This window comes from Marinobacter vinifirmus (assembly GCF_002258215.1).
In the GTDB taxonomy this organism is placed as follows: Bacteria; Pseudomonadota; Gammaproteobacteria; order Pseudomonadales; family Oleiphilaceae; genus Marinobacter; species Marinobacter vinifirmus.
The window spans coordinates 35598-47782 of sequence record NZ_NEFY01000003.1 but is presented as its reverse complement, the minus strand read 5'-3'; the positions used below and the strand labels follow the sequence as shown (position 1 = coordinate 47782).

Genomic DNA, 12185 nt, shown 5'->3' with positions numbered 1-12185 from the left:
CCGCCAAAAACGCTTTTTACTGGCCTGAACGGGCATAAAAAACACTAAACTGATTTCATTGTTAAATTTTGGGCTGCTTTTTCACTTTACTGATTGAGTGACCTCACTGCTCCACCACTATCAACTCCCCAAGCTCAAACCCCTCAGCCTCAGCCCGCCCCCTGAACGCATCCAACACCTCATCACTCACCTCCGGCGTGCGGGACATCAGCCACAGGTAATCCCGGTTGTAGCCAGTCAGGTAGGCGGTGGAGTAGTCCTCGTCCAGCCCAAACACCACGTACGAGCCATAGAAGGGCCCGAAGAAGGACACTTTCAGGTGGCCCACGTCGCTGTCGCCCACAAATTTTGCCCGGCCTTCGGCTTCTTGCCATTCGCCTTCCTCGGCGTTGTAGCCCCGGTTGATGACCTTGATGCTGCCGTCGTCGTTCAGGGTGTATTCGGCAGTCACCTTACTCAGGCCTTCCTCGAAGGAGTGGTCCAGGCGGGCGATTTCGTACCAGGTGCCCAGGTAGCGGTCTTTGTCGAAACCGGTAACCGGTTCGATGCCTTCAGGCAGGCCGGTGCAGCCGGCTAACAGCAGCAGGGTGGCGGTAATCAGGCTCAGTGCTTTCATGGTTCTATCCTCAAACCGACAGGTGTCTGCGGAACAATATCAGAGCGGTGGAGAAAAACACTCCGCCAATGGCCACCAGCGCCAGCATTTGCGGCCACACCACCTCCAGCCCGGCACCCCGGTACAGAATGGCCTGGGCCATGCTCACGAAGTGGGTAGTGGGGGCGGCCAGCATGATGTTCTGCACCAGGTCCGGCATGCTTTCCCTTGGGGTGATGCCGCCAGACAGCAGCTGCAAGGGCAGGATGGTGAGGATCAGCAGCAGACCGAACTGGGGCATGGTGCGGGCCACGGTGCCGATCAGGATGCCGATGGCGGTGGTGGAGAACAGGTGAATGAGCGCCCCCAGCAGGAACAGCCACACCGAGCCGGCAATGGGTACGTTCAGCCAGCCCTGAATCACCAGGGTGATCGACACAGACGCCGCCAGCAGCACCACCAGGCCGTTGGCCCAGACCTTGGACGCCATAATCTCGAACGGCCGCAGCGGCATTACCATCAGGTGTTCCACGGTGCCGTGTTCGCGCTCGCGAATCAGCGCTGCGCCGGTCAGGATAATGCTGATCAGGGTCACCTGGCTGATCAGTTCCATCACGCCGCCAAACCAGGTGCCGTCCAGGTTGGGGTTGAAGCTGGCGCGGGTCACCAAAGTCACCGGCAGGCCGTCCCCTGAGCTACCCGGCTGCAGGAATTCCGCCACTTCGGTCATGGCGAAGCGTTCTATGTAGGTGGTGCCGATAAAGGCCTGGCTCATGCGGGTGGCGTCTATGTTCAGCTGCAGGCTTACCGGCTGGCCCTGGCGCACCTTGCGCTCGGAGCCTTCCGGGATTACCAGGGCGAAGGTGTGGCTGCCCTTGTCCAGCAAGTCGTCTATCTGGTCATAGCGCACCATGTCTGGCGGCAGAAACCAGGGCTGCTGCAGGGCATTGATGACCCGGCCGGAGAGCACGGTCTGGTCTTCATCCACCACCGCCACCGGGGCGTTGTGCAGCTCCATGGAACCGGCGGAGCCGGCGGTGTAAATCATCAGGGTGAAGGCCACCAATACGAACACCATCAACACCTTGTCCTGCCAAAGGCTGCGCAGTTCCTTGATGCCCAGATGCCAGATGTTACCGAGAGATTCCATCATCAGCGCCCCTGTTTCCGCAGCAGTACCATGGCCAGGCCGGTCAGCACCGGAATAAACGCCGCCAGCGCCAGAAACGCGCCCTGCATGTCGGCCAGGGTCAAACCCTTGGTGAACACGCCCCGGCTGATCTGCAAAAACCAGGTGGCCGGCCAGAAGGGGCCGATCCAGGCGCCAGCACCGCTCAGGGACGATACCGGCTCGGTCAGGCCGGAAAACTGCACGGTGGGCAGAATGGTGAGTATGGCCGTGGCCGCCAGGGCGGCAATCTGGGTGGAGGCAAAGGTGGACATCACCTGGCCCAGGGCGGTGGTGGCGGTAACAAACAGCAAAGCGCCAAAGGTCAGGGTGAGCAGGCCGCCCTTGAGGGGCACATCAAACACATAGACCGCCAGCAACACCAGGCTGGCGTAGCTGACCATGCTGAAGGCGATGTAGGGCAACTGCTTGCCCAGCAGGAATTCCAGCCGGGTGACCGGGGTGACGTACAGGTTGGTGATGGAACCCAGTTCTTTCTCCCGGACAATGCCCAGGGCCATCAGTATGGCCGGGATGAAGATCAGCAGGATCGGAATCACCGCCGGCACCATGGCATCCAGACTGCGGAAATCCTGGTTGTAGCGGTAGCGGTCTTCCAGGCTGACCAGGCTCAACGTGGGTACTTCGCCCCACGCCTGCCGGGCCTGTTCGCTCAGGTAGCTGATGTGCATGCCCTGTACGTAGCCGAGGATGGTTTCGCCCCGGAACGGCATGGCGCCATCCACCCACACCGCCAGCTCGGTGTCGCGGCCCCGTTTCATATCCCGGCCAAAGCCGGAAGGAATCTCGATAGCCAGGCTCAGCTCCCCGGAGCGCATGCGCCGCTCCAGCTCCTCCGCCGTCGACAGCGCCGGTTGCTCGACAAAATAGCGGGAGCCGGAGATCGCCGCGATGTAATCCCGGCTCTGGGGCGTCTGGTCCCGGTCCAGCACCGCAAAGGGCAGGTCTTCTACATCCATGGTGATGCCGTAGCCCAGAATCAGCATCAGCAGGGCCGAGCCGATAAAGGCAAAGGCCATGCGGATCGGGTCCCGCAGCAGTTCCCGGGCTTCGCGCCGGCCGTAGGCCAGCAGCCGTTGCGGGCTGAAGGCCCTGGGGCGTTCCGGCTGGCCGCCCTCTTTATTCAGCAGGGTGCCGCCAGTCTGGCTTTCCGGTTCCTTGTCCACCGCTTCCAGGGTGGTCATAAATGCGCCTTCCAGGCTGTCACTGCCGGTTTGTTCGATCAGTGCTTCGGGGGTATCACAGGCCAGTACTTCGCCCGCGTGCATCAGCGATATCCGGTCGCAGCGCTCGCCTTCGTTCATGAAGTGGGTGGAGATAAAGATGGTCACCCCGTCTTCCCGGGACAGCCGCATCAGCAGCTGCCAGAACCGGTTACGGGCGCCGGGGTCTACACCGGAGGTGGGTTCATCCAGAATCAGCAGTTCCGGCTCGTGCACCACCGCCACCGCTAAAGACAATCGCTGGCGTACCCCCAGCGGCAGTGCGCCGGCCTGGTGGTCCAGCACCTCTTCCAGGCCGAATTCCCCGGCCAGGCTGCTGATGCGCCCGGCAATTTTTGCCTCCGGCAGGTGGAACAGCCGGGCGTGCAGGTCGAGGTTCTGGCGCACGGTCAGCTCGCCGTACAGGGAGAACGACTGGGACATGTAGCCCACCTTGCGGCGGGTGGCCAGGTCTTTGGCATTCAGCGGCTCACCGAACAACGCCACCTTACCCTCGGTGGGGGTCAGCAGGCCGGTGAGCATTTTCATGGTGGTGGTTTTGCCGCAGCCGTTGGAGCCCAGAAAACCGAAGATCTCGCCTTTCGGGATGGTAAAGCTGACGTCTTTGACCGCGGTGAAGCTGCCGAATTTCAGGGTCAGGTTCTCCGCCACGATGGCCGGAGTGCTGTTTTCGGGAGTGGGTGAAGCTGTCGCTTGTGCCGATACCGGCACGCCCAGCTCCTGCTCCCGGCGGCTGTCCGGCAGCAGGGCGATAAAGGCGTCGTCCAGGTTATCGGTGCCGGTTTGCTGGCGCAGCTCGGCAGGGGAGCCGGTGGCCAGCACTTTGCCTGCGTCCATGGCCACCAGCCAGTCGTAGCGTTCCGCTTCTTCCATGTAGGCGGTGGCGACCAGCACGCTCATGCCACTACTTTGCCCGCGGATGGTGTCGATCAGGTCCCAAAAGCGTTTGCGGGAAAGCGGGTCTACGCCGGTGGTGGGCTCGTCCAGGATCAGCAGGTCCGGGTTGTGGATAAGTGCACAGCACAGGCCCAGTTTCTGCTTCATGCCGCCAGAGAGCTTGCCGGCGGGGCGGTCCCGGAAGGCCAGCAGGCCGGTGGCATCCAGCAGGCGGTCGATCTGCAGCCGGCGGGAGGCGCCGGTGAGGCCGAACAGGTCGGCAAAGAAGGCAATGTTCTCGTCCACCGTCAGGGTGTGGTACAGGTTGCCGCCCAGGCCCTGGGGCATATAGGCAATGCGCGGAGCGGCCCGGTTGCGAAACCGGTGGCTGGCCATGTCGCCGCCCAGCACCTGCAAACGCCCCTGTTGTAACTCCCGGGCACCGGCAACCAGCCCCAGCAGGGTGGATTTGCCCACCCCGTCCGGGCCGATCAGGCCCACCATGCAGCCAGCGGGGAAATCCAGCGTAATGTCGCACAGCGCAGCGGTTTCCCCGTAGCGGTGGCTGATTCCTTCCAGCCGGGCTACGGTGTCAGTCATTGGGCAGGCTCACCTTCAGGCTGTCGGGCCAGGGCAGGCTTTCATCCAGGCGCACATAGGCTTCGCCCGGCACACCGGTTTTTACCCTGTCCCGGTAAGCTTTGAGCAGGTCCGGATTGATGCGGATACGCACCCGGAACATCAGCTTCTCCCGCTCGCTGCGAGTTTCCACCGATTTGGGGGTGAACTGGGCTTCTGCCGCCACAAAGCTGACCTCCGCCGGCACCACGTAATCCGGCAGGGCATCCAGGATGATGCGCGCTTCCGAGCCGACCCGCACTTTGCCGGCCTGGGCCGTGGGCAGGAAGATGGTCATGTAGACGTCGGTCACATCCAGCACTGTGGCCACCTTGCCGCCGGCGGCCAGTACTTCGCCGGGTTCCGCCAGCCGGTAGAGCACCCGGCCACCCACCGGGGTGGAAAGCTGGCTGTCATCAATGTTGGTCTGGATCTGCCGGATGGCGGCCCGGGCCGATTCAATGCCGGCATCGGCCGAAGCCACCTGTACCCGGGCCGCCTGCAGGGCAGCCCCGGCGGTTTCTGCCGCCGTGCGGGTGCGGTCCAGCTGCTCCCGGGAGGCATGGCCCCGGTCGACCAGGGTTTCAATACGGGCGAGTTCGGCACGGGCATAGCGCTGCTCGCTTTCCCGCTGCACAACGACGGCTTCGGCCAGCAGCCGGGCCTGTTCAGCCTGGTGCAAGTTGGCTTCAGCGGCGGCCGCGCGGGCCTTGAGTTCGTCGGTGTCCATTACCGCCAGCAGCTGGCCGGCTTCTACCATGTCGCCTTCACGCACCTCGAAGGATTCCAGGCGCCCGGGTATACGGGTGGCGATATCCACTTCGGTGGCTTCAATACGGCCGTTGCCGGAAGCAATGTGCTCGGGGAGTTCGTCGCCGTTCGGCATCAGGTACCAGACAGCAGCCGCTATCACAGCCACAATCAGCAGTGCCAGCAGGAGTTTGGAGGCAGTTTTGGCACTTTTACCGGCCATATGACGTCCTTGATCAGATGAGTACTACGGAAGGGAAGTATAGAAAAAAAGTGTGACGATAGGGCTGACAGAAGTCAAGATAGCTTACGATCTATCCCGTCTGTCAGCCTGCGACACCCCTAATAAGCGCCGCGGATCAGATCAATTCCCGGCTTCAACACTTCCCGCCAGGCTTCGCGCAGTGCCGGCGTGTATTCAGGATCGTGCGTGCGCACGGTTTTCAGCAGTGAGTCTTCCCACAAGTCATACCACTCTGGCTGGATGTTGTGGTTGTGCCGGTTGTGGCTTTCGCCCAAGTCCTTGAGTTTGCGATCAGACATTCCGCGGGCGACCAGGATGATCTGCATAACACCATTACGCAGCAGGTGGCGCTGGGCGCCCATGTCGGTATTCTCAAAGCGGTTGCGAATGGCATCGGAGCTGGACATGAAGAAGTTGTAGAAATCCACGAAGAACTCATCGTTTCGGCAACAGCGCCCGTAGCTCTGGAAAACAAGATCCGTGTTGTTCATTTGCAGTGGTTGTCCTTGTAAAAACCGAGGGAATTCTGATCAGGGCAGTGATTGTAAGCAAGCGACCGAAATTAGATATAGCGGCATGCCGCTACTACCAGTGCTGCGACAAAATGTCGCCGACCGCGGAAAAGCGTTATTCCGAACCGACCTGAACGGCAACTCCATTCGTTAAATTCTGCATGGCAAAATAATGTAAAACGAGCTTTCAAATTCACTTCGCTAAGCAGGGTTTGCGATAGACTTGCCGGCAAATACCCAGGAACCACGTTAAGGAACTAACGAATGGCGTTTGAATACGGTACCCAGAAACTCAACATCCGGAACCCGTTCCGGTTCGAAGGGCTTGTCCGGTCTGTTCGAGGTCTTGTGCTGACGGCGATCGGCGTTTATCTCCTGTTGCAGATCCAACCATTGCTCTCGACGGACAAAACTCAGGCCTGGGTGAATCTGGTGATTGGTGGTTTATTTGTGATTGGTGGTTTCAAAGCTCTGGGTGTCGGGCTGTTTCAGGTTATGCGTTTTTTCGTGGGCCGGGCAGCCCCCGCCTCGCTGACCGGCAACGTCGCCCGGGAAGCGGTTCAGGAAAAAGAACCAACGCTCTACACAGCACGCAGCATACACAACATGCTGATGAGCAAAAGTAACCCGACCTTTACTGAACCCCAGGGGTGGTTTGCCCGCGCCGTGCATTCGGTATTTCCTGGGCTGATCGTAACGCCCTGGCCTATCCGGAACATGGCCAAAACGCTGGTGATGAAAATCACGCGTAGCCTTATCGCGCTATGCGCCTTCCTGATCGCCTCCCTGGTGGTGATGATGGTGTTCTCCGGCACTGCCGGCGGCGAAGCGGGCAGCGTTGTGGTGTCGTTGGTTTTTCAGCTTGTGTTGCTGGTTTATCTCGGCTTGATTTGGGTAAAACTGGGCAATCCACTCACTCGCCAAAACATGACCAAACTGCACACATACTCCAGTGGCGGGCTTGCCCTGGTGGTCATTGGTGCGATCGTTGTTCCGGTATTGGTTGCGCAAGGCTGGATTGCGCTCTGGTCCGAGCTGCGCCCTGGAAGCCGCGCCGAATTTGTTGAATTGTTGCCCATTCTCGAGCCGGTCTTTTACACCGGAACTCTGATCACGCTGACGCTGGTTTGCGCAGCCATTCTTGCGGCCATTGCCGTGATGATGATTCGCGCGCGTATTCGGATGGTTGAGATCAAAACCAGTAGCTCGGAGAAAAACAACAGTTGGCGCTACGACCTGCACCCAAGACAAATCTTCACCACGCTGAGAGATCTGGTTTTGATGGGAAAACGGGAGCAGGAACTTCCGAATCGCATGTACCTGGATGAAAACGACACCGGCCAGGCTAACCGGGATAACGAGCAATTTAATGGCGACTTGATTACCGAAATTCAGCCCGTGGCCGAGGATATGCCTGAATCCGTTGTTATGCGCTACTCGCGGATCGGTGGCACGGTATTAGCCCAGATCCTGATGTTGTTGGGTGCCGTCTTATTCTGGCTGGGAGCACAAAGCGTGTTGCCCCATATCGATACATGGCGTCAGCTGGTCAGCCAAAGTGCAGGTGTTGAAACCGTGGTCAGTCAGCTATTAGTGCCGGTTGGTGCGACCGCAGCCACTTTGCTTGCGGGTCTTTTGCTGATGGGCTTTGGCCGTACGCTGGACAGAATCTGTCATATGTTCTGGGCCGAGATTTTCTTCCGCTCCAGGATTTTTGATTTTCATTGCGAGGGTACCGTCATGCGGGCCACTCATTTTCGCGGGGCTGACCGCCACAGCGCTTCCAGCGAGCAGGATGTTTTTACCTTTGATGCAACCTACTTTGCTTTGGCGGCAGACACGGTAAGCTCCACTTTTGCGGTATCTGGTCAATACAATCTTGAACAGCCACGCTATGTGTTATCAATGAGCCCCTGCGATGGCTTCATGGAAAGCGTTATGGGCGATCTGGAGCAACAGTTCCGCCAGCGGAATGAAGAAATTCAGAACGAAAAGCGGTCAGACAGGGAGCAGCGTCTTGACTATATTCGTCAGGAACAGGAAGCCCGCCGCACAGGCGATATGACAGCGCAAGGCCTGGTGCCTCCCCAGCAACCTGCGCTGGACTCTGAGATGGTAAGCCCGAATGCCGAGCGTGAAAAAATTGCTCGCTGGGAAGGGGATAACGACTGAGGCTGCCCGGCCGGAATCAGCCGGGACCTGAAAACCACCAGCGGGGCAGTAACCGGTTAACGCCGGGCTGCAGAAAGCGATCGTCGATCAACCAGATCACGCCCCGGTCGTCCGGGGTGCGGATCACCCGGCCGGCGGCCTGGGCCACTTTCTGCAGGCCGGGAATCAGGTAGGTGTAGTTGTAGCCTTCACCGAAGCGCTGCTGCAGGCGGTCTTTGAGGATTTCGTGCCAGGCATCGAAGGGCGGCAGGCCCAGGGTAGCCACGAAGGCGCCGATCAGCTGGTCGCCGGGCAGGTCGATGCCTTCACTGAACACGCCGCCGAGTACCGCGAAGGCAACTGAGCCTTCAGGTTTCTGGAATTCTGCCAGGAACTGCCGGCGCTGCTCCGGGCTCATGCCCGGTTGCTGGGCGCGTTGGGGAATATCCGGTGCGTGTTGCGCCAGGGTGTCACTCACTTCCTTCGCATATTTAAAGCTGCTGAAAAACGCCAGGTAATGGCCCGGCCGTTCCCGGTATTGCCGGGCGATCAGTTCGGCGATGGGTTGCAGCGAACTCTCACGGTGCACCTGCCGGGTGCTGATGCCGGGGGTGAACTGCACCTGCAATTGTTCGGCGCTGAACGGGCTGGGCAGGGAGGTGAAGCGGGCGTCTTCAGGCAGGCCCAGCAGGTCCCGGTAATAGACGCCGGGGCTGAGGGTGGCGGAGAACAGCAGTACCGAGTGGGCAGCCTTGAAGCGCTCCGTGAGGAAATCCGCCGGGACCAGGTTCTGGATGGTCAGGCTGGCGCGGCCCCGGCCGGTGCGCTGGAACTCACACAGGGAGTGGTCACCGAAGCTGTCCGCCAGCTTCATAAAGGCCACGCTTTCGAACATCACTTCCTGCAGGGCCAGGTCCGGCGGGTTGTCGGCCAGGTAATCGGTGATCACAGAAACCATGGCCTGCAACGCGCCCAGTAATTGCGGTGGCAGAGTCGCCAGGAACACCGGCTGGGGCTGTTCGCCGTGATCCCGGATCAGCGCTTGCCAGGCCCGGGCGGTTCGGTCGAGCGCCGCTTTTACCGGTTTGGGGGCAATCTTCTTCAGCTTTAACAGCCGCTGCTGCTCCAGCTGCACCGAATACATGCCCCGGGCACGGTCCACCAGGTTGTGGGCTTCGTCCACCAGCACGCTGGCCTGCCAGTTGTTCTGGCGGATCAGGCCGTGCAGCAGGGCGGACTGGTCGAACATGCGGTTCACATCAGCGATCACCAGGTCACTCCAACGGGCCATTTCCTGGGCGAGGAAGTAGGGGCAAATGTCATGCCCTGCGGCGATTTTCGCCAAATTCTGCTGATTTAACGGCTCTTTGCTCTGCACCGCCTCGGCCCGGGCATCGGGCAGGCGGTCGAAGAAGCCTTTTGCCAAGGGGCAGGACTCGCCGTGGCAGGCTTTGTCCGGGTGTTCACAGGCGTCGTCTTTCGAAACCAGTTCCAGGGTACGCAGGGGCCAGGGCTGCAGCTCATCTTGCGCGGCCCGCAACTTATCCACAGCATCCAACGCCAACTGCCGGGCGGTGTTGCGGCAGGTGAGGTAGAACAGCCGGTCCTGCTTTGCGGCAGGCATGGCCATCAGGGCCGGGAACAGGGTACCCAGGGTTTTACCCAGGCCAGTGGGGGCTTCCAGCAGCAGGGTGCCGGCTTTGACCGAATTCTTGTACACGGTTTCCGCCAGCTGCCGTTGCCGGGGGCGAAAGTCCGGGAACGGAAAGGTCAGGGTGGCCAGCAGGGCATCGCGCTGCTCCCGGTGGTGTTCTTCCTGCTCGGCCCAGTCCTTGTAGAGGCGGCACAGGGTTTCCAGTTCCTGCCAGAGTTCGTCGGCTTTGGCGGTTTCGGTAAGTACCGTTTCCTTGTCCCGACCCGTGCCGTAGTAGACCAGCGCCAGTTCCACGCTCTTGCGGTTTTCCTGCCGGCACAGCAGGGCGCCATAGGCCCGTAACTGGGCCCGGTGCAGGGCCCGCTGGTGGGGGCGAATACGGGACACATCACCCCGGTGGGTTTTGATTTCTTCCAGCCGGTTCTTGTGCGGGTTATAGCCGTCAGCCCGGCCGGAAAGCTCAAGATCTAGGCATTTACCGGTAAGTGAATACTCGCTTTTATAGCCGTAACCACGTTTTGCCTGGATCGCCTGGTGGCCGGCAATGCCCTCTTCGCTACTGGGCGCCGGGGTATAGCGGAAGTCCAGGTCGCCGTGGCGAGCCGCGAATTCACAGAGGGTACGGACGGCAACTTTCACACGCTCGCCTCATCGTCATCCCAGCGCACATAGCAGACGCTGGCCGGGATGCCTTGCCGAGCGAAGAACTGCAGCCAGCGAATCTGGTGGTCCTGCAGGCGGTCGCCGGGGCCTTTTACTTCGATCATTTCATAGCGCTGTTCCGGTTGCTCGGCCTCCGGCACAAACCGGATCAGGTCCGGGAAGCCACTGCGATGTTCCTTGATGTTGTGGAGCAGGCGGCGGAACAGGGACTCCAGGTGATGGGCGGGAATGCAGTGCAGGGCCAGTTCCAGTAGAGCTTCATCCAGTACCGGCCAGAATACAAAGGGATTGGCGATGCCCTGTTTGTTCCGGAAGGTGTCGCGAATGTGCTGTTTATAGGCATGGGTTTTCAGCAGGCCAAAGCGCTCCTCAAAGGCCTGCGCGCGTCGGGCGACAAAGTCTTCCCGGGTCAGGTCCGCCGGGCCGATGTGGAACGGATGGAAGAAGGCGCCGGGGATGGGTTTGAAGATCACCGGCCAGCACAGCAGCCCGAACAGGGCATTGATCAGGGTGTTTTCCACATAGACCACCGGTGCCGCCTCTGTGCTCAAGTGCTGAACCGCCGCCAACTCCACGGTGCCGGTGTCTGGCCTTGGCAAGGTGAGGGTGAATTCCCGCAGCGGAGGGTTATCCACAGGCTCGGGTTTGTCGGCCCCCACCTTGGGCGCCAGCCGCTTCAGCAGGCGACCCAGGCCCTGGGCTTCAGCATCACTCAGTTGTGTAGTCTGCCACTGGCAGGCAATGGCCCAGGCATCGTCAAAGCGCTTCATCCGCTCCAGCAACCGCAGCTGTTTCAGCCGCGCTTCCCGGTGGCCGCTGGCCGCCCATACCTGCAACGCCAGTTCCTGTTCACCCTGGCGTTCCGCCTGCCGGCCCAGTTCCAGCAACAGCCGGTCCCGGCGGCTGGTGAGCCAGGGGTTATCCACAGGGCCGGGAACATCGGGCCACACGTCCGCAGCCGGTTCGCCCTTATCGAGCCGTTCCCGGCACTGATGCATCTGCAGGTAACAATCCACTTCCGAGCGATGCTGAAAGGCGCGGGATTCCGGGGTAAAGGGCACCGGCTCGAACTGCTGCACGCCCAGTTCCACCAGCACGAAATCGGTCCAGCTCTGGCGCAGGTTGCCGAAGAACATCAGGCGGATGCGGTCGAAAAGGGCCATGTCCTGGAGCTGGACGACTTGCGCAGCTTCACCGTCATCAGGCATCCAATCCCGCAAGGGCCGGGGTTCGCTGAACGGTTCCGCCAGCAGCTCGCGCATCTGAGCTTTTCCCAAAGTTTTCGGGTGGCCCTGCTGTTGCAGCCAACCGCCAAATACTGGCCTTAGTTCCGCCAAGGTAAACAGCCGGAACAAATCATCCAGGCTCAGCTCCGGCGAGTTATCCAGCCAGCCCTCCTGCACCAATAACTTGAGCGCGTCTGCCTCCGGCACCGGCAGTTCCGGGTAGCGCAGCTTGTCAGCCCGGAACAGCTCACCGGAGCGCATCACCATGCGCGTGAGCAAGGCCCGAGGGCCGGTCCCGAGGTTTGCAAACGCCGACAGCCGGTTTCGCTCCCGATCGGTCAACAAATCCGCGTGATGATCGGCCACCCAGGACACAATAGTGTCCATGTTGCTCAGGTAATAAAGGGGGTCTTCAAGGTTTGCTGTTTGCGGGCGCTGGCCCGTGAATTCTGTCGTCATAGGGCTGGGACTGTAATCCATGCAC

At 60.7% G+C, this 12185-nt stretch carries 8 protein-coding genes; 1 reads left to right on the top strand and 7 read right to left on the bottom strand.

The window, feature by feature from the left end; translation table 11 throughout:
• Window positions 1–103: 103 nt before the first annotated feature.
• The 5 genes from B9Q17_RS04720 to B9Q17_RS04700 all read right to left on the bottom strand — a co-directional run bounded on the left by B9Q17_RS04720 (window position 104) and on the right by B9Q17_RS04700 (window position 5986).
• The gene (locus tag B9Q17_RS04720; RefSeq protein ID WP_022990423.1) at window positions 104–616 is read right to left on the bottom strand and encodes a lipocalin family protein; all 513 of its coding nucleotides are present in this window, start codon (window positions 614–616) and stop codon (window positions 104–106) included.
• A gap of 10 nt (window positions 617–626) precedes the next feature.
• Window positions 627–1745 carry an ABC transporter permease gene (locus tag B9Q17_RS04715; RefSeq protein WP_094624541.1) on the bottom strand — a complete coding sequence of 373 codons (1119 nt, stop codon included), beginning with the start codon at window positions 1743–1745 and terminating at the stop codon, window positions 627–629.
• 2 nt (window positions 1746–1747) lie between these two features.
• A complete protein-coding gene (rbbA, locus tag B9Q17_RS04710) occupies window positions 1748–4483 on the bottom strand; it encodes a ribosome-associated ATPase/putative transporter RbbA (RefSeq protein ID WP_094624321.1) in 2736 nt (911 codons plus the stop codon).
• Window positions 4476–5474 carry an HlyD family secretion protein gene (locus tag B9Q17_RS04705; RefSeq protein WP_094624320.1) on the bottom strand — a complete coding sequence of 333 codons (999 nt, stop codon included), beginning with the start codon at window positions 5472–5474 and terminating at the stop codon, window positions 4476–4478. The genes rbbA and B9Q17_RS04705 overlap by 8 nt, the downstream gene beginning before the upstream one ends.
• Before the next feature lie 119 nt (window positions 5475–5593).
• Entirely contained in the window at window positions 5594–5986 is a 393-nt protein-coding gene (locus tag B9Q17_RS04700; RefSeq protein ID WP_094624318.1) for a globin, read from the bottom strand.
• A 285-nt stretch (window positions 5987–6271) separates the two neighbouring features.
• Here B9Q17_RS04700 and B9Q17_RS04695 point away from each other — a divergent pair, with 285 nt between their 5' ends.
• Window positions 6272–8179: a hypothetical protein gene (locus tag B9Q17_RS04695; RefSeq protein WP_094624317.1), complete on the top strand. Its 1908-nt coding sequence runs from the start codon at window positions 6272–6274 to the stop codon at window positions 8177–8179.
• 16 nt (window positions 8180–8195) lie between these two features.
• On the opposite strand, the gene B9Q17_RS04690 is transcribed toward B9Q17_RS04695, so the two are convergent.
• Window positions 8196–10451, bottom strand: coding sequence for an ATP-dependent DNA helicase (locus tag B9Q17_RS04690; protein WP_094624316.1), 2256 nt, complete (start codon window positions 10449–10451; stop codon window positions 8196–8198).
• Window positions 10448–12160: a VRR-NUC domain-containing protein gene (locus tag B9Q17_RS04685; RefSeq protein ID WP_094624315.1), complete on the bottom strand. Its 1713-nt coding sequence runs from the start codon at window positions 12158–12160 to the stop codon at window positions 10448–10450. The genes B9Q17_RS04690 and B9Q17_RS04685 overlap by 4 nt, the downstream gene beginning before the upstream one ends.
• Between the last annotated feature and the right edge of the window lie 25 nt (window positions 12161–12185).

What these genes read in the sequence shown, in the direction of transcription:
- B9Q17_RS04720 (WP_022990423.1), bottom strand. Translation starts at nt 616, where the DNA reads ATGAAAGCACTGAGCCTGATTACCGCCACCCTGCTGCTGTTAGCCGGC.
- B9Q17_RS04715 (WP_094624541.1), bottom strand. Translation starts at nt 1,745, where the DNA reads ATGGAATCTCTCGGTAACATCTGGCATCTGGGCATCAAGGAACTGCGC.
- rbbA (WP_094624321.1), bottom strand. Translation starts at nt 4,483, where the DNA reads ATGACTGACACCGTAGCCCGGCTGGAAGGAATCAGCCACCGCTACGGG.
- B9Q17_RS04705 (WP_094624320.1), bottom strand. Translation starts at nt 5,474, where the DNA reads ATGGCCGGTAAAAGTGCCAAAACTGCCTCCAAACTCCTGCTGGCACTG.
- B9Q17_RS04700 (WP_094624318.1), bottom strand. Translation starts at nt 5,986, where the DNA reads ATGAACAACACGGATCTTGTTTTCCAGAGCTACGGGCGCTGTTGCCGA.
- B9Q17_RS04695 (WP_094624317.1), top strand. Translation starts at nt 6,272, where the DNA reads ATGGCGTTTGAATACGGTACCCAGAAACTCAACATCCGGAACCCGTTC.
- B9Q17_RS04685 (WP_094624315.1), bottom strand. Translation starts at nt 12,160, where the DNA reads ATGACGACAGAATTCACGGGCCAGCGCCCGCAAACAGCAAACCTTGAA.